This window comes from Aeromonas sp. CA23 (assembly GCF_002587065.1).
GTDB lineage: Bacteria > Pseudomonadota > Gammaproteobacteria > Enterobacterales > Aeromonadaceae > Aeromonas > Aeromonas bestiarum.
Genome location: NZ_CP023818.1, coordinates 2,780,294 through 2,801,376 on the forward strand (window position 1 = coordinate 2,780,294; position 21,083 = coordinate 2,801,376).

General features: G+C 62.5%; 20 protein-coding genes and 3 tRNA genes. 13 read left to right on the forward strand and 10 right to left on the reverse strand.

Translation table 11 applies throughout. The features are described from left to right. Positions 1–94 precede the first annotated feature (94 nt). Entirely contained in the window at positions 95–589 is a 495-nt protein-coding gene (locus tag CK910_RS13025; RefSeq protein WP_098983574.1) for a DUF2062 domain-containing protein, read from the reverse strand. Next, positions 583–1,101, reverse strand: a complete 519-nt coding sequence (locus CK910_RS13030; RefSeq protein WP_043137408.1) for a DUF2062 domain-containing protein — start codon at positions 1,099–1,101, stop codon at positions 583–585. Before CK910_RS13030 ends, CK910_RS13025 begins: the two co-directional genes overlap by 7 nt. Positions 1,102–1,128: 27 nt before the next feature. Between CK910_RS13030 and CK910_RS13035 the strand changes: the two genes are divergently transcribed. The 13 genes from CK910_RS13035 (at position 1,129) to nadS (ending at position 12,762) form a co-directional block, all read left to right on the forward strand. After that, positions 1,129–3,396 carry a DNA internalization-related competence protein ComEC/Rec2 gene (locus CK910_RS13035; RefSeq protein ID WP_172955309.1) on the forward strand — a complete coding sequence of 756 codons (2,268 nt, stop codon included), beginning with the start codon at positions 1,129–1,131 and terminating at the stop codon, positions 3,394–3,396. 269 nt (positions 3,397–3,665) lie between these two features. Beyond that, positions 3,666–5,435: a lipid A ABC transporter ATP-binding protein/permease MsbA gene (gene msbA, locus CK910_RS13040; RefSeq protein WP_043137406.1), complete on the forward strand. Its 1,770-nt coding sequence runs from the start codon at positions 3,666–3,668 to the stop codon at positions 5,433–5,435. Then, positions 5,435–6,430, forward strand: coding sequence for a tetraacyldisaccharide 4'-kinase (lpxK, locus tag CK910_RS13045; RefSeq protein ID WP_098983576.1), 996 nt, complete (start codon positions 5,435–5,437; stop codon positions 6,428–6,430). Before msbA ends, lpxK begins: the two co-directional genes overlap by 1 nt. Before the next feature lie 167 nt (positions 6,431–6,597). Beyond that, entirely contained in the window at positions 6,598–6,786 is a 189-nt protein-coding gene (locus tag CK910_RS13050) for a Trm112 family protein (RefSeq protein ID WP_042036532.1), read from the forward strand. Next, on the forward strand, positions 6,783–7,544 hold the full coding sequence (gene kdsB / locus CK910_RS13055; RefSeq protein ID WP_098983579.1) for a 3-deoxy-manno-octulosonate cytidylyltransferase: 762 nt from the start codon (positions 6,783–6,785) through the stop codon (positions 7,542–7,544). The genes CK910_RS13050 and kdsB overlap by 4 nt, the downstream gene beginning before the upstream one ends. 212 nt (positions 7,545–7,756) lie before the next feature. Further along, complete coding sequence (uvrY, locus tag CK910_RS13060; protein ID WP_011706579.1) at positions 7,757–8,401, forward strand: UvrY/SirA/GacA family response regulator transcription factor; 645 nt, start codon at positions 7,757–7,759, stop codon at positions 8,399–8,401. Positions 8,402–8,530: 129 nt separating this feature from the next. After that, on the forward strand, positions 8,531–10,384 hold the full coding sequence (gene uvrC, locus CK910_RS13065) for an excinuclease ABC subunit UvrC (protein WP_098983582.1): 1,854 nt from the start codon (positions 8,531–8,533) through the stop codon (positions 10,382–10,384). Positions 10,385–10,933: 549 nt separating this feature from the next. Then, on the forward strand, positions 10,934–11,488 hold the full coding sequence (gene pgsA, locus CK910_RS13070) for a CDP-diacylglycerol--glycerol-3-phosphate 3-phosphatidyltransferase (RefSeq protein WP_042036538.1): 555 nt from the start codon (positions 10,934–10,936) through the stop codon (positions 11,486–11,488). A gap of 184 nt (positions 11,489–11,672) precedes the next feature. After that, positions 11,673–11,748: transfer RNA gene (locus CK910_RS13075), tRNA-Gly, on the forward strand. Positions 11,749–11,783: 35 nt separating this feature from the next. Then, positions 11,784–11,857: transfer RNA gene (locus CK910_RS13080), tRNA-Cys, on the forward strand. Positions 11,858–11,898: 41 nt separating this feature from the next. Further along, positions 11,899–11,985: transfer RNA gene (locus CK910_RS13085), tRNA-Leu, on the forward strand. Between the two features lie 158 nt (positions 11,986–12,143). Beyond that, positions 12,144–12,476 carry a type II toxin-antitoxin system RelE/ParE family toxin gene (locus CK910_RS13090; RefSeq protein ID WP_005320072.1) on the forward strand — a complete coding sequence of 111 codons (333 nt, stop codon included), beginning with the start codon at positions 12,144–12,146 and terminating at the stop codon, positions 12,474–12,476. A 1-nt stretch (position 12,477) separates the two neighbouring features. After that, entirely contained in the window at positions 12,478–12,762 is a 285-nt protein-coding gene (gene nadS / locus CK910_RS13095; RefSeq protein WP_029303943.1) for a NadS family protein, read from the forward strand. Between the two features lie 661 nt (positions 12,763–13,423). Here the strand turns inward: nadS and CK910_RS13100 are convergent. The 8 genes from CK910_RS13100 to CK910_RS13135 are packed head-to-tail and all read right to left on the reverse strand — an operon-like array spanning position 13,424 to position 21,078. Further along, entirely contained in the window at positions 13,424–15,037 is a 1,614-nt protein-coding gene (locus CK910_RS13100; RefSeq protein ID WP_098983584.1) for a hypothetical protein, read from the reverse strand. After that, complete coding sequence (locus tag CK910_RS13105) at positions 15,034–15,576, reverse strand: baseplate complex protein (RefSeq protein WP_098983586.1); 543 nt, start codon at positions 15,574–15,576, stop codon at positions 15,034–15,036. Before CK910_RS13105 ends, CK910_RS13100 begins: the two co-directional genes overlap by 4 nt. Continuing rightward, complete coding sequence (locus CK910_RS13110; protein ID WP_098983588.1) at positions 15,573–16,454, reverse strand: hypothetical protein; 882 nt, start codon at positions 16,452–16,454, stop codon at positions 15,573–15,575. Before CK910_RS13110 ends, CK910_RS13105 begins: the two co-directional genes overlap by 4 nt. Then, positions 16,451–16,876 carry a tail fiber assembly protein gene (locus tag CK910_RS13115; RefSeq protein WP_098983591.1) on the reverse strand — a complete coding sequence of 142 codons (426 nt, stop codon included), beginning with the start codon at positions 16,874–16,876 and terminating at the stop codon, positions 16,451–16,453. The genes CK910_RS13110 and CK910_RS13115 overlap by 4 nt, the downstream gene beginning before the upstream one ends. A 15-nt stretch (positions 16,877–16,891) precedes the next feature. Then, positions 16,892–18,979, reverse strand: coding sequence for a phage tail-collar fiber domain-containing protein (locus CK910_RS13120; RefSeq protein ID WP_098983594.1), 2,088 nt, complete (start codon positions 18,977–18,979; stop codon positions 16,892–16,894). Continuing rightward, positions 18,976–19,578, reverse strand: a complete 603-nt coding sequence (locus CK910_RS13125) for a phage tail protein (protein WP_098983596.1) — start codon at positions 19,576–19,578, stop codon at positions 18,976–18,978. The genes CK910_RS13120 and CK910_RS13125 overlap by 4 nt, the downstream gene beginning before the upstream one ends. Next, the gene (locus tag CK910_RS13130; RefSeq protein ID WP_098983599.1) at positions 19,571–20,758 is read right to left on the reverse strand and encodes a baseplate J/gp47 family protein; all 1,188 of its coding nucleotides are present in this window, start codon (positions 20,756–20,758) and stop codon (positions 19,571–19,573) included. Before CK910_RS13130 ends, CK910_RS13125 begins: the two co-directional genes overlap by 8 nt. Then, complete coding sequence (locus tag CK910_RS13135) at positions 20,755–21,078, reverse strand: DUF2590 family protein (RefSeq protein ID WP_043145185.1); 324 nt, start codon at positions 21,076–21,078, stop codon at positions 20,755–20,757. Before CK910_RS13135 ends, CK910_RS13130 begins: the two co-directional genes overlap by 4 nt. Positions 21,079–21,083: the final 5 nt, after the last annotated feature.

A 21,083-nucleotide genomic window follows, 5' to 3' on the forward strand; every position in this document is an offset into this window, starting at 1 on the left:
AAGGAGTGTGGCGGCAGAGCCAAATGATGGCAAGAGAGGGGGATATGAGGGGCACCCCCTTGTCAGGACAAGAGCTGTCCTGACAAGGGGCCAATCAGCGTGCGCGTGCCAGCTTGGCCAGTTGCAACAGCAGCAGGGTGAGGAGGCCGCCGCAGGCGGCGGTCAGCACCGCCAGCAAGAGGCTGCCGAGCAGGAAGGGCGGCACCAGGGTCGCCGCCTCCTGTTCCAGCCAGTGCAGGGACCAGGTGAGATGAAACGGCTCCGGCGTCTTGTGCAGCACCAGACAGCCGGTGCGGTAGGCATAGAGATACATGAAGGGGAGCGTCACCGGGTTGTTGAACCAGACCGCCAGCAGGGCCAGCGGCAGGTTGAGGCTGAAGGCCAGCGCCAGCGCGACGGCGATCAGCGAATGCATGGGGACCGGGATCCAGCAGGCGAAGAGGCCGGCTGCCACGGCGCCACTCAGGGCCCGTGCTCCCCCCTGCCAGAGTGCGGGTGCCAGCAGGCGTTCACCAAACAGGGCGAACCACTTCTGTTGGCGCAAGGTGTCCGGATCTATCTTGAAACGGGCAAACCAGCGGCTCAGCATGCCCGCGCCTCCTTGCGCTTTTGCCACTGGCGTACCGTGCTGATGCGCCAGAAGGTGCGGATCAGGGCATAGCCGATCAGCGAGCTCAGCAGGGCGAGCACCAGGGAGCCCAGCAGCAGGGGCGGGGCCAGCGTCTCGAATACCGACACCAGCCAGGCCCAGGTGAACTCGATGTCGATGTGCTGGGAAGGTTGTCCCAGCAGCTGGCAGCCGGTCAGGTAGGCGCCGTAAAACAGGGGCGGCATGGTAAAGGGGTTGGAGAGCCAGACCAGGGCGACCGAGAGGGGTAGATTGACCCGACAGGCGATGGCGCCACCGGCTGCCAGCAGCATCTGGCAGGGGAGGGGGATCCAGGCCATGAAGAGGCCGACCGCGAACGCGCCGGCGGCGGAGCGCCGGTTGAGATGCCACAGATTGGCATCGAGCAGCAGCTTGCCGAACAGCCGCAAGTGCTTGTGTTCCTTGAGTCTCTCTTGATCAGGCATCCAGCGTTTTATGAGTCGTTTGGGCATATTGAAACCTTGCTAAATACTTGCACCATGGATCTGCGCTTGTTGTCGTTTGCCCTGGGGGCAAGCTCCTCGCTACTCTGGCCATGGTTACCTTCATGGGAATGGGGGGGCCTGATGCTGCTGATCGCGTTCCCCCTTGCCTGTTGTCGCTGCTGGCGTCTGCTGTTTCTGCTGTTCGGCATCCTCTGGATGCAGGCCAGTCTGCAGTACCGGCTCGCCTGGCTGGATCAGCTGGAGGCGCAGGCGAGCCACATCATAACCGCACGCCTGCAAAGTGCAGAGCCCGAGGGCGATAAATTTGTCCGGCTGCTGCTGCGGGTGGCATCCCTCGATGGTCAGGCGCTGACCCCGGCGCCGCTGGTGCGGATCAATGCCTACCAGACCCTGCCCGCGCTGCCGGCGGGCAGCCAGGTGACGCTGGTGGTCTCTCTCAAACCGGCCCATGGGCTGGCCAACGAGGCGGGCATGGATGGACGGCGCCTGTTGCTGGGCAAGGGCATCACAGCCACCGGCAACCTGCGCCGCATCATGAAGACGCAGGCCGCCGCGCCGGGCTGGCGGGATCGCTGGCTGGCTGAGGCCGCCGCCAGCTGGCAGGGGCTGACCCATGCTCCCCTGTTGTCGGCACTCACCTTTGGCGAGCAGAGCGGCATCACGGATGAGCAGTGGACGCTGTTTCGCGGCAGCGGACTGACCCATATCATCGCCATCTCGGGTCAGCACATAGCGCTGGTGGCCGTGCTGGGTTGGTGGCTCGGACGGTTGTTCGGGCTGCGCGGGGCCATACTGGTCGCCCTGTTGTTTGCCGCCGTTTACAGCTGGCTGGCAGGGTTTGCGGTGGCCACAGAGCGGGCCCTCATCATGGTGCTGGTGTGGAGCCTGCTGCGCTGGCGCCGGCGCGAGTGGCCCGCTTATCGCATCTGGCTGTGGGCCTTCGTAGTGCTGGTGTTGTGGGATCCCTTCGCCCTCTACTCGGCCGGCTTCTGGCTCTCGTTTCTGGCGGTGGCCCTGCTGCTGGCGGCGGGTTATCTGGAGGCCAAACCCGGTCTGGTGCGGCTGCAGGGCTTGCTGCTGCTCGGCTTGCTGCCACTGCAACTGGCCTTGTTCGAGGGCATAGCGCCGCTGGCGCTGCTGCTCAATCTGCTGGCGTTGCCGCTGTTTTGCATCGGGATCATTCCGCTGGCGCTGATCGGCGTCCTGCTGGCACCGCTCTGGGGCTGGCTGGCTCACGGCTTGTTCTGGCTGGCGGATCTGGGGTTGCAGTGGGTGTTGTGGGGGCTGACGCAGCTGGCCAGCCAGTGGCAGCTCTGGTGGCCCGTGCCGGGCTGGGTGGTGCCGGTCAGCGCAGTGCTGACCCTGCTCTGGTGCGCCTGGCACGTGCCGGGGGCTCGCCCGCTATGTATTCCCGTGGTCGCGGCCCTCTTGCTTGCCGCCTGGCCCACGCCAACGAGCTGGCAAGTGAGGGTGCTGGATGTGGGACAGGGTTTGTCCGTGCTGATCACCCGAGGGGAGCGTGGCATCCTCTACGACACCGGGGATCGTTATCCCGGCGGCTACAACATGGCGGATGCCGCCATCCTGCCGCTGCTCAACCGGCTCGATGTGCAGGTGCTGGATTATTTCGTCATCAGCCACAAGGACAGGGATCACGCCGGCAACCGTCGGGCCATATTGCGGGCGCTGCCGGTGCGCCATGAGCTCTCCTCGTTTGCGTTTGGCAAGCTCACCACTCTGTGCCGGCGTGGCCAGCGCTGGCGCTGGCAGGGGCTCGACTTTGCCGTGCTCTGGCCCGAGCAGCCTGGGCGCGGCCACAACAACGACGGCTGCGTGCTGCAGATAAGCGACGGCAACCGGCGCATCCTGCTCAGCGCGGACATAGAGCAGGAGACGGAACGCCGCCTGCTGGCGCTGGATCGGGGCGAGTTGGCCAGCACCCTGCTGGTGAGCCCTCATCATGGCAGTCGCACCTCGTCCACCCCGGCTTTCGTCGCGGCCGTGAATGCACGGTATGTGGTGCACAGTGCGGGATTTATTAATCAGTGGGGCTTTCCTCGTCCCGAGGTGGTGGCCCGCTATCGGCAGGCCAGCCAGTGGGTCACCGGGCTGGATGGCGCCATCCTGATTGAACTCCAGGCTGACGGGGTCGGCATCCGCGCCGAACGCGACCATGGCCCCTGGTATCGCCGGGGCGGCGCCTGGTGGCGTCCCGCGGGCTGGCCGAGCTTGCCTTCTGCCATTTCCCGCCAGGATCTGCTGTGGCGAGGGGCCGCCGGCCCGGAGCCGGCCAGGAAATAATCCATCATCTCCTTCTGTCGAATGCCGGGTTTTGGCTATCAAGATGGCGGCGCCTGGTGGATGCGCAGGCGTTGGCTTGGGCATTAATCCGTCATTTCCGGTGTGGACTCTGGCTATCAAGATGGCGGCGCCTGGTGGATGCGCAGGCGTTGGCTTGGGCATTAATCCGTCATTTCCGGTTCGGACTCTGGCTATCAAGATGGCGGCGCTTGGTGGATGCGCAAGCTTTGGCTAGAATACCCCGTCATTTCCCTTATTAACGGCTATTCATGCAACAAGAAACCTCACAAGACAGCTGGCCCGTCTTCAAGCGTCTGCTCGGTTATGTCCGGGATCGCAAGCTGGGTCTGGTCGGCGGCATCATAGGGATGCTGGGCTATGCCGCCGTGGATACCACCTTCGTCTACTCCATCAAGCCACTGATCGATCAGGGCCTCAATGGCAATGACAGCGGCGTGCTGAAATGGATGCCTTTCTTCGTACTCGGCATCGTTGCCCTGCGTGGCTGCGCCACCTTCCTCTCCAACTATTGCATGGCCTGGGTCGGCAACCATGTGGTGATGCGGCTGCAACAGCAGGTGTTCAGCCACCTGATGGCCATGCCCATGAGCTTCTTCGATCGCCAGAATACCGGCAACCTGCTGGCCAAGGTGACCTATGATGCCGGTCAGGTCTCCTCTGCCGCCAGCTCCACTCTGGTCTCGCTGGTGCGGGAAGGGGCGACCGTGGTCGGCCTGCTCGGCCTGATGTTCTGGCACTCCTGGCAGCTGTCGGTGATCTTCCTGGTGGTGGGCCCTGTGGTGGGCATACTGATTGGCCTCATCAGCCGTCGTTTTCGCAAGATCAGCCGCCACATCCAGCAGGCGGTGGGCGACATCACCACCTCGACCGAGCAGATGCTCAAGGGTCATAAAGAGGTGCTGATGTTCGGTGGCCAGCAGGTCGAAGAGAAACGCTTCTTCCGCGTCAGCAACCACATGCGCCAGCAGACCATGAAGATGGTCGCCGCCGATGCCATCGGCAGCCCCATAGTGCAGATGGTGGCCTCGGTCGCCCTGGCCGTGTTCCTCTACGTGGCCACCATAGACTCGGTCAAGGCGACCCTGACCGCCGGTACCTTCACCGTCATGGTCACCTCCATGATGATGCTGCTCAAGCCGCTCAAGAGCCTGACCGACGTGAACAACCAGTTCCAGCGCGGCATCACCGCCTGTCAGAGCCTGTTCGGTCTGCTCGATTCCACCCCGGAAGAGGACACAGGTACCCGTACCCTGGATCGCGCCCGTGGCGAGATCGAGTTTCGCAACGTCACCTTCACCTACCCGACCAAGGACACCCCTGCGCTGCACAACGTCAGCTTCAAGGTGGAAGCGGGTAAATCCGTGGCCCTGGTGGGGCGCTCCGGCTCAGGCAAGAGCACCATCGCCAGCCTGCTGACCCGTTTCTACGACGTGGAGCAGGGCGAGATCCTGCTGGATGGCGTCAATATTCGCGAGTACCGCCTGAGCGAGCTGCGCAAGCAGTACGCCCTGGTCTCCCAGCACGTGCACCTGTTCAACGACACTGTCGCCAGCAACATCGCCTATGCGGCGGAAGAGAAATACAGCCGGGAAGAGATCCAGCAGGCGGCCCGCATCGCCCATGCCGACGAGTTCGTCAGCAAGATGACCCAGGGGTACGATACCGTGGTCGGCGAGAACGGGGCCTCACTGTCCGGTGGTCAGCGTCAGCGTATCGCCATCGCCCGCGCCCTGCTGCGCGATGCCCCCGTGTTGCTGCTGGATGAGGCGACCTCTGCGCTCGATACCGAGTCCGAGCGTCACATCCAGGCTGCCATCGACGAGCTGTGCAAGGCGCGCACCTCGCTGGTGATCGCCCATCGCCTCTCCACCATAGAGAAGGCGGACGAGATCCTGGTGATCGACGAGGGTCATATCGTCGAACGCGGCAACCATGAAGCCTTGATGGCCAATCAGGGCACCTATGCCCAGTTGCGCGCCATCCAGTTCGGCAACGTAGCTGCGGGTAACAAGGGCTAATGCTGCAGCAACTCTGGTATGGGCAGAGCCGCTGGCACTGGTTGCTGGCGCCCTTTGCCCTGCTGTTTGCCATCATCAGCGGCGCCCGTCGCATCGCCTATCGACGCGGCTGGTTCAGGGCCTATCGGGCCAGCCTGCCGGTGATCGTGGTGGGCAATATCTCGGTGGGCGGCAACGGCAAGACCCCGGTCGTGGTCTGGCTGGTGGAACAGCTGCAAGCCCGCGGGTTCAGGCCCGGGGTGGTGAGCCGCGGCTATGGCGGCAAGGCGCCCCATTATCCCTACCGGCTCGATGCCAATAGCGGCACGGCGCAGGCGGGTGACGAACCCGTGCTCATCGCCCGTCGCTGCGGCTGCCCCGTGGTGGTCGCCCCGAAACGGGCCGATGCGGTGCGTCTGCTGGAGCAAGGTGGCGAGGTGGACATCATCATCACAGACGACGGTCTGCAGCACTATGGGCTGGCCCGCGACATCGAGCTGGTGGTGGTGGACGGAGTGCGTCGTTTTGGCAACGCCTGCCTGCTGCCCATGGGGCCGCTGCGCGAGCCCGTGACCCGGCTCAAGCGGGTGGATGCCATCATCTGCAACGGCGGCACGCCAGCCCGAGGGGAGTACCCCATGGCGCTGGTGGCCGATGCGCCGCGCCGGGTGCGCGATGACGAGCCCGCCAGCGAGCCCTTGCCCCGCAGCGTGGATGCCCTGGCCGGCATAGGCCATCCCCCCCGTTTCTTCGCCACCCTGACCAGCCTCGGTTATGAGCTGCAGCAGAGCGTCGGTTATGCGGATCATCAGGCGTTTGAGCGGGATGAACTGCTCGCCCGCTTCGGCGAACGGCCGTTGGTGATGACCGAAAAAGACGCGGTCAAGTGTCGGGGGTTTGCGCCGGATAACTGGTGGTATCTGCCGGTCAGTGCCGAGTTGCCGGCCTCCTTGCTCGACAGCCTGTTGCAGAAATTGCATCCGGCAAAGGCGCCCGTTTCCGACACTGAACACTGAAGAATGGCATGCCGGCTGGTCCGGCATCCTGGCCCGCTCGATAGAGTGGAAGGAGCCGCGATTTGGCTCCGGGTTTTAGAATATCAATGGCTCGACATCATAGCGTGCCCGGCATTTTGGCACGCTCGAGATAGTCGCTTGCTCGACATCGTTGAAGGAGTTTCGTTTTGGCACTGGATATCAAATTGCTCGACATCATCGCCTGCCCGGTTTGCAAGGGGAAGCTGCACTACAACAAGGCCGTACACGAGCTGGTCTGCCGTTTCGACAAGCTGGCCTATCCGCTGGAGGAGGGGATCCCTGTGCTGCTGGAGAACCGCGCCCGTCACCTCAATAGCGACGAGATGCCGTCATGAGTTTCGTGGTGATCATTCCTGCCCGCTACGCCTCCACCCGCTTGCCGGGCAAGCCACTGGCGGACATCCATGGCAAGCCCATGGTGCAGCACGTGGTGGAAAAGGCCCTGCAATCCGGCGCGGATCGGGTGATCGTCGCCACCGATGACGAGCGGGTACGCAGCGCGCTGGCCTCCTGTGCCGCGCTCGCGGGCTTTGAGGTGTGCATGACCTCGCAGGATCACCAGTCCGGCACCGAGCGTCTGGCGGAAGTGTGCCGTCACTACGGCTTTGCCAGCGATACCATCATCGTCAATGTGCAGGGGGATGAGCCGCTCATTCCGCCCGCCATCATACGTCAGGTGGCCGACAATCTGGCCGCGGCGACGGCGCCCATGGCCACCCTCTCTGTGCCCATTGTGGATGCGGAGGAGGCGTTCAACCCCAACGCGGTCAAGGTCGTGACCGACAAGGATGGCTACGCTCTCTACTTCAGCCGGGCCAGCATTCCCTGGGACAGGGATCGCTTTGCCAAGGGCCACGAGCAGATTGGCGATCACTACCAGCGTCACATCGGCATCTACGCCTATCGCGCCGGTTTCATCCAGCGTTACGTGGACTGGGCGCCGAGCGTGCTGGAGCAGGTCGAGGCCCTGGAGCAGCTGCGGGTGCTCTGGTACGGGGAGAAGATCCACGTGGCCCAGGCGCTGCAAGCGCCGCCGGTCGGGGTGGATACCCAGGCCGATCTGGACAAGGTGCGTGCGCTGCTGGCGAACTGATGCCAGCACCACCGACATGACTCTGAACGGTGCCTGCGGGCGCCGTTTTTTGTGTTGAATCCTTGCATAATTATTTGATTACAAACGTCATTTATGAGCACTTTCAAACTTTTCCCGCCCATGGTTTGCCAAACCAGCGAGTTTGGTTATGATGCAAGACGCCGTGTTAACCCTAACTGGCATATAACGAGATAAAAAAACGGGGTGTTTGGGTGATAAATGTATTCCTGGTCGATGATCATGAGTTGGTGCGTACAGGGATAAGACGCATTTTGGAAGATGTCCGCGGGATCAAGGTGGTGGGCGAGGCGCAGAGCGGGGAAACCGCAGTCACTTTCTGTCGTCAGCACCATCCAGACGTGATCCTGATGGACATGAACATGCCGGGCATCGGCGGCCTGGAGGCGACCCGCAAGATACTGCGGATCCGGCCCGATGTGCGCATCATAGTGCTGACCATTCATTCAGAAAATCCGTTCCCCACCAAGGTGATGCAGGCGGGCGCCGCCGGTTATCTCACCAAGGGCGCCGCCCCGGACGAGATGATCCACGCCATTCGCCTGGTGCACTCGGGCCAGCGTTACATCTCCCCCGAGATCGCCCAGCAGATGGCGCTCAGCCAGTTTGCGTCGGCGGATGAAAATCCCTTCAAGTCCCTCTCCGAGCGCGAGTTGCAGATCATGATGATGATCACCAAGGGGCAGAAGGTGACCGACATCTCCGAGCAGTTGAACCTGAGCCCGAAGACGGTCAACAGCTACCGTTACCGCCTGTTCAGCAAGCTCAACATCAACGGCGATGTGGAGCTGACCCATCTGGCCATTCGCTATGGCATGCTGGACGCCGACACCCTGTAAGCGGGTGACGGGGAGTCAAAAAGGCGGCGGGTGCCGCCTTTTTGCATTTCGCCGGCCTGGCGCAGTATGCTCTCCCCGTTGATGCCGACTTCTATCGTTTTCGCCCCTTTGTGTTGAGCCGAGTAGCCGATGACCCTTTCTCCCGAGCCCCTTTTTGACAGCAAGGCCTTTCTGAGCGCCGTGACTCACCAGAGCGGCGTCTACCGCATGTATGACAGCGGTGGCACCGTCATCTATGTGGGCAAGGCCAAGGATCTTAAAAAACGGCTTTCCTCCTACTTTCGCACCAAGGTCGATAGCATCAAGACCCACACCCTGGTGCGTCAGATCGCCGATATCCAGGTGATGGTGACCCACACCGAAACAGAGGCGCTGATCCTCGAGCACAACCTCATCAAGCAGTATCAGCCGCGCTACAACGTGCTGCTGCGCGATGACAAATCCTACCCCTGGATCATCATCACAGGGCACCGGCATCCCCGCATCGGCGTCCATCGCGGCGCCCGCAAGGTGAAGGGGGAGTACTTCGGCCCTTACCCCTCCGGCGGCGCCGTGCGCGAGAGCCTGCACCTGATGCAGAAGATCTTCCCGGTGCGCCAGTGCGAGGATGCCGTCTATGCCAACCGTACCCGTCCCTGCCTGCTCTATCAGCTCAAGCGCTGCGCCGGCCCTTGCGTGGCGGGGCTGGTGAGCGAGGCGGAATATGCCCAGCAGGTGGAGCTGGCCAAGCTGTTTCTGGCGGGCAAGAACCAGCAGGTGATAGGGGAGCTGGTGGGCAAGATGGAGTCTGCCAGCGGCGATCTGCGCTTCGAGGATGCGGCCCGCTATCGGGATCAGATCCAGGCCCTGCGCCGGGTGACCGAGCAGCAGTCGGTGAGCGGCAACGTGCTCGATGAACTGGATGTGGTGGGGGTGGCGTTCGAGCAAGGCGCCGCCTGCATCCATGTGCTCTTCATTCGTCAGGGCAAGGTGCTGGGTTCCCGCAGCTACTTCCCCAAGGTGCCGAGCGATACGCCGCTGGAGGAGGTGGTGCAATCCTTCCTGCTGCAGTTTTATCTGTCGGGGCAGGGAGGCAGGCAGATCCCGAGCGAGGTGTTGCTGGACGTGGCCCTCGAGGATGAGAGCGTGATTGCCGAGACCCTGAGCCAGACCGCAGGTTACAAGGTGCGGGTGGTGAGCCGTACTCGTAGTGAACGAGCGCGCTTTATCAAGCTCGCCTCCATCAATGCGCAGACGGCGCTGCGCTCGCGCCTCGCCCACAAGAGCACAACCCAGGCCCGCTTCAGCCAGCTGGAAGAGTTGCTGGAGCTGGAGCAGCCCATCGCCCGCATGGAGTGTTACGACATCTCCCATACCATGGGGGAGCGCACCGTGGCTTCCTGCGTGGTGTTCAACCGGGAGGGGCCGCTCTCCTCGGAATACCGCCGTTTCAATATCGACGGCATCACGGGGGGGGATGACTACGCCGCCATGGAGCAGGTGCTGGAGCGGCGCTTTGGCAAGCTGCAGGAGCCGGACAAGGTGCCGGACGTGCTGTTTATCGACGGCGGCCTGGGTCAGCTGCGCCGCGCCGAGGAGATCCTGGCCCGTCAGCTGGAGTTCCTCGGTGGCAAATACCCGCTGCTGGTGGGCATCGCCAAGGGAGTGACCCGCAAGGCGGGGCTGGAGACCCTGATCCTGGGGGAGAGCCACGAAGAGCTGCACTTGCCGGCAGATATGCCCGCTTTGCACCTTATTCAGCATATTCGCGACGAATCTCACCGTTTTGCCATCACGGGCCACCGGGCGCGGCGCGCCAAGGCCCGCACCACCAGCACTCTGGAGGATATTCCGGGGGTGGGGCCCAAGCGTCGTCAGGCTCTGCTCAAGTACCTGGGCGGGTTGCAGGAGGTGAAAAAGGCAGGGGTGGACGAGCTCGCCAAGGTGCCCGGCATCAGCCAGGAGCTGGCCCAGGCCATTCATGATGCCTTGCACTCGCTTTGAGCCGGCAGGGTACTGGGCATCAGCCCGGCGTGGCCCAGTTTGTTCCATTCACGATGCCCTGCGCTCGCTCTGAGGCGGCAGAGTGCTCGGCATCAGCCAGGCGCAGGTCTGATCCACGCCATTCACTATGCCTTGCGCTCGCTCTGAGCCGGCAGAGTGCTCGGCATCAGCCAGGCGCAGGTCTGATCCACGCCATTCACTATGCCTTGCACTCGCTTTGAGCCGGCAGAGCGCTCGGCATCAGCCAGGTGCTGGTCTGATCCACGGCATTCACGATGCCTTGCATTCGATCTGAGCCAGGGGTCAGGGCTCGTCGCGCTCGGCATTCAACCCAGTCCATCCTGGATGCCTTGCATTCGCTCTGAATCGTGGCCACCATCCCGCCTCTGGGTGCACAAGAGCCGTGACGCAGGGGGCCCGTAAATGCCATAATGGCACGCATCCTGAGGTTGTTGATGGATTAATAGACCAAGGCGGGCGCCTGTCCGGTTGCATCCGTGATCGGCTTGGGGCTACCATGTAGCGGCATACAAGAAGTGGCTGAAAATAATGACAAATATTCCTAACCTGCTGACGTTTTTTCGGATCTTGCTCATCCCCGTCTTCGTCATCCTGTTCTATGTACCCTATCAGTGGTCCTATCTGGCGGCGGCCCTCGTCTTCATTCTGGCGGCCGCGACCGACTGGTTTGATGGCTACCTCGCCCGCAAGCTGAACCAGTCCACCGCCTTCGGCGCCTTCCTCGATCCGGTCGCCGACAAGATCATGGTGGCGGCGGCGCTGGTGGTCATAGTCGAACACTACAACACCATCTGGGTCACCATACCCGCCATGACCATGATTGGCCGCGAGATCATCATCTCCGCCCTGCGTGAATGGATGGCCGAGCTCGGCAAACGCTCCTCGGTGGCGGTCAGCTGGATTGGCAAGTGGAAGACCATGATCCAGATGGTGTCGCTCACCGGCCTCATCTGGCAGTACGACATCTGGATGGTATGGCTCGCCTACGTGCTGCTTTATGTCGCCACCGTGCTCACCTTCTGGTCCATGTTCCAGTACATGAAGGCCGCCTGGGGCGATCTGACCTACCACTCCCGCTTCTAGTTCCTGCCTTGGCATAAAGCATCGTTTCCCCGCCATTGGGGCAGGGAAATGGTCATGAGTGGTAAAAGCGCAGGAAAAGGGTAAAAAACACTCGAACGATCAGGGTATTAAACATTTTTTGGTTGACTGGGCGAGGAACATCGCTAGAATGCGTCCTCGTAGTCAGGCAGTCAGCCAGACCAATGCGGGAATAGCTCAGTTGGTAGAGCACGACCTTGCCAAGGTCGGGGTCGCGAGTTCGAGTCTCGTTTCCCGCTCCAAATTCAGACAATAGAGAGCCAACTCTCTTTTGCATGGCGCGTTAGCAAAGCGGTTATGCAGCGGATTGCAAATCCGTTTAGTCCGGTTCGACTCCGGAACGTGCCTCCATATTGACAAGCCCGCCGCGCGGACTTGATACCGATTGCGGTGCCCGAGTGGTGAAATCGGTAGACACAAGGGATTTAAAATCCCTCGACGTTCGCGTCGTGCCGGTTCGATTCCGGCCTCGGGCACCATTAAAATCAAAGACTTACGAAGGCCACTAGCAATAGTGGCCTTTTTGTTTTCGGCCAAGTGGCGACAGAGTGGCGACAGAGAATGCCAGCGGTTGTCGTTATTTTTCTTGAGGTGTACTATGTACACCATTAGATTGATTGGCTAGAGTGAGTGATGGGTGAGTAACGCCATTGAGTTTATTGAGACATCGATCTTTACCAAGCAGATAAAAGCGCTCGCAACAGATGATGAGCTCAGAGCACTGCAAACAGAATTGATTGCCCAGCCGGAAAAGGGTGATTTGATCCAGGGCACGGGGGGTCTGCGAAAAATTCGCATGGCAACTGGCCAGCAGGGGAAGAGTGGCAGCGCGAGAGTTATCTACTTTCTAGCGACAGCTGAGATGATTTACTTAGTGCTTGCCTATGCCAAGAGTGAGAAAGAAAGCCTGACATCGGCAGAAAAGGCCGAGTTAAAGCGCTTGACCACGTTACTAAAAGGCGAGGTTTAACATGAACATGTTTGACGAATTGAAGGCTTCCCTTGAGGAGGCTGTTGAAATTAAGCAGGGCCTTCTTGAGCCTGCCGTGCGGACTCGCTATGAAGTGGCGGACGTAAAGGCTATTCGCCTCGCACTGAATGTTTCTCAGCAAGAGTTTGCCCAGGCTCTTGGGACGAGTGTTGATACGGTCAAAAGTTGGGAGACCCGGCGCCGCAACCCGACTGGATTGGCAGCGAAGGTCTTGACGCTTATGCAAGAAAAACCAGATCTCTACAGTGAGCTAGCTGCTCACTAATGTGGACTGAGACGATAGATCGAGAAGAGGCCCCATAGTGTGGGCCTCTTCTGCTTTTGAGTGCGGAGAACGCCAAGATGAACCTCATTTGCTATGACCACCTCGGTTAACCATCACAGCTCATGCTTTTTCAAAATTTCAGTTATCAGATCAGCCCTCATCACACCTAACCAGTTGAAACAAAACGCCTTCGCGTTACTCCCCCGCAGAAAATGAGATCCTTCCCGAGCATTCAAATTCTCACGGAAAGTACGACCATCCCAATACATTCAACAACTTACGTTTTCGACACCGCGAGCCAGACCCCTTTCAAACTGTAAAACCCTGCAATTTCTTTCGATCCTTTCAGATCCTTACCTCGCCCGAGATCCTTTATCTGGCGCGGTCTGGGCCTATGGTTTTGCGGTAATCCACTTTTGCAAAAAATTTTATTGATGCGGCGCGCAGGCGGGAGCGGAAGAGCGCGGTTTCCGTGACGCAGACGCGGCGGTGTGCGTCGTCACGGTGTGTTGGGAGGCTGTGAGCACGTGTAGGCTTCACGTATGATGCAGCGCTGCCCGATGGCTGCCTCTTCATGCGGCGCCATTCCCTGGCCATGCTCAGGCACTGTCAGGCAGATAGAAGAAGGCCCCACAGTGTGGGGCCTTCTTTGCTTGGTGGCCTACTCGATGATGGGGGATAGCTGGCCGGCCAGCTGCTTGGCCTGTTGGCTATGTCCCGTCATGGCCCCGCTGTTACCTGGGGCTGGCCCACTGCCGTGGGTGTGGCTGGCAGTGGCAGCTGCCAGCTGCTCCACCACGTTCATCAGCTGCAACAGTAGCCGGAAGATGTTCATGCTGTCGGTCCCCATCCACGAACGGGGCGCCTCCAGGTGTTGCAGTTCGCCGGCAACAGCCCGGCGCAGCTGGCCCACCACCTCGACCAGATCCCCCGCCGTGGTCTGGCTCATGTTGCCCAGACTCCCCAGGGTGAGGTCATCTCCGGCCAACAGCTCGATGGCGCCCAGCGCCTCGATGAGCTTGAACCCGCCCACCTCCTCGATGCTGTGCTGGGCTATCTGCTGCTGATGCTGGCCATGTTCCCCCAGGTAGTCGTCACTCTGGTGGTGCATCTGCAGGGCCTGGTCATGCAGGCGCCGGTCGGTGTGGTGGCAGAGGTTGCCCACGGTGTCGATGCGGCTGAACACCTCGGCCCGCTGTTGCTGCAGCTGCTCGCCCGGGGTGATATCCGGCAGGGCCCAGCCGCTGCCGAGCACGGTGCGGATAAAGGGCCGGTCGGCCCGCCCAAAGGCGAACCCCAGTTCAACCAGTGCCCCCTCGGTAGGGAACTGCAGCAGCCCTTGCTCCTGCCCGCCGAACTGCACCGGCAGCGGCACCGCCCGATAAAGCGGGGCGGCTTTGTCTGGTTGGCCATCTTCGCCTAGCAGTTGCACGTCCACCGCATAGCGGGGGCGAAAGGGGTCATTGAGCTGGCCGGCGCTGGCCTGATCGCTGATGGCCTCGACCCGCCCGAACTTGGGCAGGTGCATCTTGTCGGCCAGCTCCGGGAACTCCCCCTCTATCTTGCGCCGCTCTGGTGACTTGGTGACCTTGCCCGGGGTGGCCGTGGTCAGGGTCATTTCGTCACCCTTGAGCCGCACCCGCATCACCCGCTTGCCGTTGAGGATGGTGCCGGGGCGGATGGCCGGCACTGGTGACAGGGTCAGGGTGTCGCCTGCCTGGCGGCCTGACCAGGCGGGATCAAGCATGACCTCCTTGTCATGCCAGCGGCTGTCGGCGTGGCTGCCGACGAAGATGGCGCCATCGGGTTGCGGGTACCAGACAAAGTCAGGCACCTCAAAGGCGCGGCCAGCGTTATCGAGCAGCTGATAGCCGGTACCCGCGCTGGTGAAGTTGGGGATCGGCCGGTCGGTGTAATCGCGGCCCTTGGGCAGCAAGAAGGTCAGCCCGGTTTGGTCGGTCAGCCAGGCCAGCAGGCCGCGCAGGGTGGCGTGTTGTTGGCTGACCGGCAGCCGAGAGCCCAGAGCACCGGCCAGCTCGCGGCACAGCAGCTTGCTGGCGCCATTGGCGGCAGGCTGCACGTCGTACACATAACCGGTAAACCAACGGCGTAGATGGCCGTTGTAACCGGTGTCCAGGGTGAAGGTCTGCCCTTTGCTGGCCGTTCCTTCGATGGTCAGGGCGGCGCGGCCGCCGGCGTTGATGTCCAGCACCAGATCATGGTCGACCAGGTGCACAGGCTGGCCGGCGAGGGTCAGTGAAGTGGATAGTTTCATGCCAGTATGTCATCCATCGGTTTGAGCACATAGCGCTCGAAGCTGCTGAGATCCGGTTCTCCATCCCCCTTGCTACTGTCCTTGGCGGCGCTGGTGTTGTCGGTGCCCTGGCCCACGGTCGGGGCTTGTTTGGGCAGACGCTGTTCGCGTTTCTCCGGTACCGAGTTGAACTCCTTCAAGGTGAACTGCACCTGCCAGGCCAGCAGCCCCTCCTGTTCGCTCGCAGTGATGCGGCCGGCAAACTTGGCCTGGCGCACCTTCACCGACTTGGCCAGGAGCGAGCCGACCCGGTAGACGTGGCGCTTGCCGCCATTGCCCTTGGCATCAGCCAGCTCAAACAGCCGGCTTAGCATGCGTTCCTCCTTGAACGGGATGAGGCCGGAGACATCGAGCTCCTTGCCCTTGGCGCCCTGTTCGGCGCTGCTGGTCGAGCTGGTCTGGCCGCTCTGGTCCTTGTCCTGAAACTGCATCGACGCAGAGACCCGCATCGACTTCATGATGATGGGCTCGCCATCGAGGGTCAGCATGGCTTGGCTCATGGGGTTAACTCCTGCCAGAAAGTGAGCGGGGAAGGGGAGATCAGCAGGGCCGCGACCGTCATGCTCTGGCTGTGGTCGGGTGGCGTGCTCTGCCCGAGCTGGGTGGCGAGGCTGGCCACATCCCCCTGCCCTTGCCAGTGCCAGAGCGTGCCGGACAGTTGGCCCAACTGGGCCAAGGTCTCTGTCAGCGCATCCAGGTGCGCGGCGCGGCGGGTCGCCAGTGCTTGCAGCTTGGCGATCGGGGTCTGGCTATCCTGGGCCAGGCTCTCCAGCTGAGCCAGCTCTACCCCCAGCGCCATACGGGCCGGGCGCAGCGGTGCCCAAGTCAGCGGCTCATCGGCGCGCCAGCGCGGCACCTTGGCTGCGGTGGGTTGGCTCATGGTGTCGTTGTTGGCAGTGAGGCGCCGCAGGGTGGCGCACCACTCCGGCAGTGGCAGCAGGGCACAGAGGACGGCCAGCTGCTTGGCCAGGTCCTCGGCGCTGTTACCGGTGACCAGCCAAGCGAGGGCATGCAGTTGCCCGCTGGGCAGGAGGGGATCGGCCCCGTCCTGTAGCTTGGCGGCCAGGGTGGCCACCGCATTGGGGGCGGCCAGGCTGAACTGTTGCCCCTGCTGTTGGCCGACCCCGTGCTGGTAGGGGGTGACGGTCAGACAACGGCCAGTGACCAGCAACTGGTCGAGCTCGGCGCGCAGACCCGCCAGCGCGGTGGCCGCATCGCTTAACGGGTGGCGGCGGTACTGGGCGCGGGCTGCGAGCGTTTGCAGGCGGCCCGTGGCGCTGGTTTGGGTGGCCGGGATCTGTGCCAGTACGCTCTGGGCATTGGCCTGCAGGCTGGCTGCACTGGCCGGCCAGTGCAGCGCCCCTTGTGACCAACTCATTGCGGCATCTCTGGCCAGTTGACCTCGGTTGGCCAGCCGTCGCTTTGCGGCAGGCGGTAGAGGGTGACCCGGTAGCGCTGCCAGGCGGTGAGTCGCTGGCGTTCAGCATCACTGATGATGCCAAGGGTGTCAGCATCCTCCAGCGGCGCCATGGCAGTGGCCGCCTGTTTTAGCTTCTCATTCAGGCGGGCCTGCTGCTGTGTCTCGGTCGGCTGCGCAGGGGTGATCACCTCGATATCGCCAAACTCGCCAAATACGGCCCGGCTGTAGAGCTCGCGGCCATGTTCCTCCGGGTCATCCTTGCGGGCGGCGAACTGGACCTGCTCAGGCAGGTGGGCAAACAGCACATCCAAGGTGATGCTGTCGGGATCCGCTGCGTAATGGCGTGGGCGCGCGGCGCTGAGCACTTCAATACGTTCCATCAGGTTATCCTCTCTTTATGCAACCCGGATCCACAGGGTGGCCCGGTCGTCATAGCGTTCATCGTTGTTCGCACCCATGATGTCGCCCATACACTGCCAGGTGCCCGGCAGGCTGTATCCGGCATAGCCCCACTCAGAGGCCGAGCAAGGCCGCAGGTATGCCCCCGCCGCGCGCTGGCCGTGGCTGGTTTTGCCACCGGCCGGGATCAGTGCTGCAAACACATAGACCCCGATGGCGTGATAAGACCCGGCCACCACATCAGCGTTTCCCTGTGCCGCGTTATGGTTGTGGGTGTAGTGGGGTTGGTTCCCCGGGCTGTAGCAGCGGCCTGAACCATCGCTAACCGTGCCAGGAAATGAGACGTTACCGGCCGAATCAAGCGCCATTCGGCCTAAATGGGCACCGCCTGAACCGTTGGAGGTTGCGATGCGGTAAACCGCGTCAGTGGTTAGGTAAGACATGATTGCCGTTTTACCCGGGATGTGGAGCTCAAGCCCCGGGTTGCTTGGGTCTTCAACCATCAGGCGCCGCGCCACATTCCACGGACTTGATTCGGTGTTGAGCCAGTTCCTGAAAGCCTGTGGACTCGCGCAGTAGCGCAGATAGCTGTCGTTGCCGTAGTCGACCCGAAAGGCCACGGCGCCGACCATGCGTTGTTCATTGATCAGGTTGGTACGCAGGGTGCGGACTAGCAGGTCGCCTGACCCGTCGCGCAGGGCATAGGTGTTGGCCGAGGGGTCGTAACTGGGGGCAATGTTGGCGAGCTTGCCCAGACCCACATCGTCTGCACTTGGCTTGTTCAGGGTGTTGTAGTCCCTGGCCCAGGGGGTGAAGGCGCCCGTGCTGTACTGGGCACGGGTATAGACCCGGCTGGTGTTGTAGACGTGGTAGCGCTGCTGAGGGCCTGCTGCCACCGTGACGGTCAGTGTGCCGGCAAGATTTTCTGGGTAGTTCAGCGCGGCGGAGGTGTTGGCGTTCGCGTTCTGGGCATACACACCGGGCGTGACGATGGTGTTGAGATCTTCCTTGGCCAGGTTTATCGGATTGAGCAGGCTGCCGCGGTGGGTATGGTTGGCCGCCGCCAGATCCGGTTTGTTGGTCACCTCGCTATAGGTTGGCCAGCGGCTGGCAGTGGCCGGTACCTGGTCGAGCTCATTCCACCGGTGGCGGTGACTGCCGTCTTTTATCTCCACCGCGATGGTGACGCCCTGGGCATCTTCCAGGATGCCCTTGCCGGTCACATCCCCGGTCAGCTCGATGGTGCGCTTGCGGCGAACGTCGGTGACGCTGCCATTGGCATTGATGATGGCCACCTTGGCCACGTGGTGCTGATAGCCGTTGGCGTCCAGATAGTCGGTGAGCTCTGGCACGCTCAGGGTCAGGGAGAAGTGGTTCACCCAGGCATCGAGCAAGGAGCCCGCCCGGTAGATGTCGAGCCAGAGCCCCACCGGCTTGGCGCCTGGGGTCACCTTCTTGACCTCGTTCAGTTCCGCCCGCAGGCCGCCCACGTAGGCCACCCCGGGCTGTATCTTGTAGACCCCCGATGCGTTGACCAGGTTAAAGCCATCCCCGTAGAAGGTGGCCGGCCCGAAGAACTGCAGCGCCTGCAGGCGCAGGTCGTCATCCATCCCGCGCAGGCGGGCGGCATAGTCGATTTGCCAGGTGCTGGCGTCCACGTGGGTGGCTGTGGCCTCGCTGGCGCGGTCGTACTCCATCAGCATGGATTTGACCAGGCTGTTACCGGTCTGGCCGGTGGCCTCATTGGTCTTGAGTTTGGTCTCCAGCCCCTTGTGGACAATCATCCCTACCATGCCGCTGGCCTTGTTGATGAGGTACATGGCGTTGAAGCTGAAATCGCCGACCGTGGTGTCCATGACTATGGTGTAAGCCACCGCGTCGTTGTTGATGCGCCCGCGCTGGTCCACCGCGTGGCGGTGCACAATCTGGCCCGCCGGCGGCAGGCCGCTGTCCGGGTTGATGGGAGCCTCGGGATCGAGCCCCGGTACGTTGGCCAGCACGAACTCATCGAGCACCACTGGCACTTGGGTCGCGAGGCACTCCTGCCAGTAGCGGGAGAAAGCGTTGGTAATGATGGTGCTCATGCTGTCCTCTTAAGTGATGCGCCAAACACCTGCTGGCTCATGTCGATGCGACCAAGCCGCAGGGTGCCGGTGACCGGGTAAACCACCTGGAAGCGATAGCGGCGGCAGGTGCGGCCATAGTGTTGAATAAGGGTTTCCATCAGTTGCTGGTTGCCTGCAAGCGCGCTGTCGGTCACCTCGATGGTGATGACGTCCCAGGGCGCGCCGGCTTGGCGTTCGTGGATGTCACACCAGCCGATGCCCAGGCGCTCGAAGATGCGCTTAAAGCCGGCCACCTCGCCTGCGTCCCGGGCGTTCACAAAGGCGAACTTGACCCGCTTGCGAAAGAGCGGCAGCGGCTCGCCGTTGAAGCGGGCGATGTCCCGCTCCCAGGCCAGCAGTGCCAGCAGGGATTCGGAGCAGGTCAGCGGGTCTTGCTGGGCCAGCGGCAGCAGTAGCCAGCCCTTGAGCCGCTGCCAAAAGGCGTTGATGCCCCGGGCCAGAAACCCGGGCTCGGCGTGGGCCGGGCTGATGGTGTAGCCGTCTTCCCACCAGGGGGCGCTGGCATCGGGCAGCACCGGCGCCTGCCGGCCGTGTTCGAGCGGGGTCGGGTTACTCATGCAGGGTCACCGCCAGCTTGTCGAGGCGGGGGATGGCCAGCCCCGACACGATGTCATCCTGTGCAAACTTAAGGCTCTGCAGCTGCGGGAACTGGCTGTGCAGTTCGCGGCCGAGCTGGGAGAGCGAGAAGCGCGAGCGCGGCCAGGTGCGGGTGACGGCCGGAAAGTCCGCTGACTGGCGAAACGCCGCCTTGACCAGGCTCTCGGCGCCCGCCTTGAGCGCCGCCCGTTGCTCGGCGCTGAGGTTGGCTTGTGGCCACAGTGCAAGGGTGAGGCTGTGCTGGGTTTCGGGCATGCTCATCACGAACAGGTCATCGCCGTGGCCATGGTTGCCCTGGCGGCCCACGTAGTCGTTGAGCTGCTCAATCAGGCTGGCCGGGGTCGCGCCCACCTCCAGCAGGATGTAGGCATTGGCGGTACCCGGACCCCGCGGGGCTTCGTGTTCGAAGAAGATGTGATCGGCCCGAATGCCGGCGACGCTGGCCAGCATGGAGCGGTAAATCGCGTCGATGTGATAACGCCCCACCGCCGAAAACTGGTTCTGGATGCGCAGGCCCAGGGCGTCATTGCCCTCGGCATCGGCGCCCTGGGTGGTGATCCACTCCTTGTCATCGTTGCGGGCCGACAGAATGCCGGTCACCGGTTCACTGAGCAGGTTGTAATAGCCCGGCGCCAGATTCCAGGCTGCGCCGGCGTGCTCGGCTTCGCAGACAACCTTGGCCACCGCTTCGCCGGCAGGACTCACTACTGCCTGCAGGGGTTTGAGGCGGTAGATGGTGCCGTTGATGCGCTCGGTGGCTACCCAGATATCGGCCGGGATGGTGGCAGCTTCGCTCGGGTTGGCTTTGACAAAGTTGACCAGGCCCCGGGTGGTCTGGGCCGCCTTGCGGGTCAAGTCCACATCCCAGGCCTTGAGGTCGAGATAGGCATCGGTGGCGGTGGCCGCAAAGGTGTTGGGCAGCACATGGCCGGCCAGCAGGGTGCGGATAAGCCAGAGCGCCGGGGTGATAACTACCCCGCGCACCAGCCGCCAGAACGGGCTCACATCGCTGTCATTGGTGATCAGGGAGCCGGCGGCCACCACCTCTTTTTTGAGCTCGGTCTCCATGGCCTGCTCGGTGGTCGGGACGCCGGTCTCGGCCAGCAGGGCCATAAAGTCCACGGTCGGGCGCAGGTTCACAGGGTTACCTCCAGTTCGCCGAATTCATAGGTGCGAGCGGTGACCAGCACCCGGTCGGGGGCCTCTTCACGGATGAGGATGGTGCCAGGCACCAGCCGCTCGTCGTCTTCTACCAGCAATTCAATCTCGGTCATCACGTCACTGCGCAGGGTCGGGCTGCGCTCGCCGATGAGCTTGCGGGCGAGCCCCGACTCCATGATGCGGTGCTTGATGTCCTGACCGATGCTGTGCCGGTCCTGGGTGTAGCGTGGCTGGCCGCCGGCATCGAGTTGCCAGGCGCCATTGACCACAAGGAGATCGATGTACTTGGGGTCGCGGATCAGGG

Coding starts and splice junctions, on each gene's coding strand:
- CK910_RS13025 (WP_098983574.1), bottom strand. CDS start 589: ATGCTGAGCCGCTGGTTTGCCCGTTTCAAGATAGATCCGGACACCTTG.
- CK910_RS13030 (WP_043137408.1), bottom strand. CDS start 1,101: ATGCCCAAACGACTCATAAAACGCTGGATGCCTGATCAAGAGAGACTC.
- CK910_RS13035 (WP_172955309.1), top strand. CDS start 1,129: ATGGATCTGCGCTTGTTGTCGTTTGCCCTGGGGGCAAGCTCCTCGCTA.
- msbA (WP_043137406.1), top strand. CDS start 3,666: ATGCAACAAGAAACCTCACAAGACAGCTGGCCCGTCTTCAAGCGTCTG.
- lpxK (WP_098983576.1), top strand. CDS start 5,435: ATGCTGCAGCAACTCTGGTATGGGCAGAGCCGCTGGCACTGGTTGCTG.
- kdsB (WP_098983579.1), top strand. CDS start 6,783: ATGAGTTTCGTGGTGATCATTCCTGCCCGCTACGCCTCCACCCGCTTG.
- uvrC (WP_098983582.1), top strand. CDS start 8,531: ATGACCCTTTCTCCCGAGCCCCTTTTTGACAGCAAGGCCTTTCTGAGC.
- pgsA (WP_042036538.1), top strand. CDS start 10,934: ATGACAAATATTCCTAACCTGCTGACGTTTTTTCGGATCTTGCTCATC.
- nadS (WP_029303943.1), top strand. CDS start 12,478: ATGAACATGTTTGACGAATTGAAGGCTTCCCTTGAGGAGGCTGTTGAA.
- CK910_RS13100 (WP_098983584.1), bottom strand. CDS start 15,037: ATGAAACTATCCACTTCACTGACCCTCGCCGGCCAGCCTGTGCACCTG.
- CK910_RS13105 (WP_098983586.1), bottom strand. CDS start 15,576: ATGAGCCAAGCCATGCTGACCCTCGATGGCGAGCCCATCATCATGAAG.
- CK910_RS13110 (WP_098983588.1), bottom strand. CDS start 16,454: ATGAGTTGGTCACAAGGGGCGCTGCACTGGCCGGCCAGTGCAGCCAGC.
- CK910_RS13115 (WP_098983591.1), bottom strand. CDS start 16,876: ATGGAACGTATTGAAGTGCTCAGCGCCGCGCGCCCACGCCATTACGCA.
- CK910_RS13120 (WP_098983594.1), bottom strand. CDS start 18,979: ATGAGCACCATCATTACCAACGCTTTCTCCCGCTACTGGCAGGAGTGC.
- CK910_RS13125 (WP_098983596.1), bottom strand. CDS start 19,578: ATGAGTAACCCGACCCCGCTCGAACACGGCCGGCAGGCGCCGGTGCTG.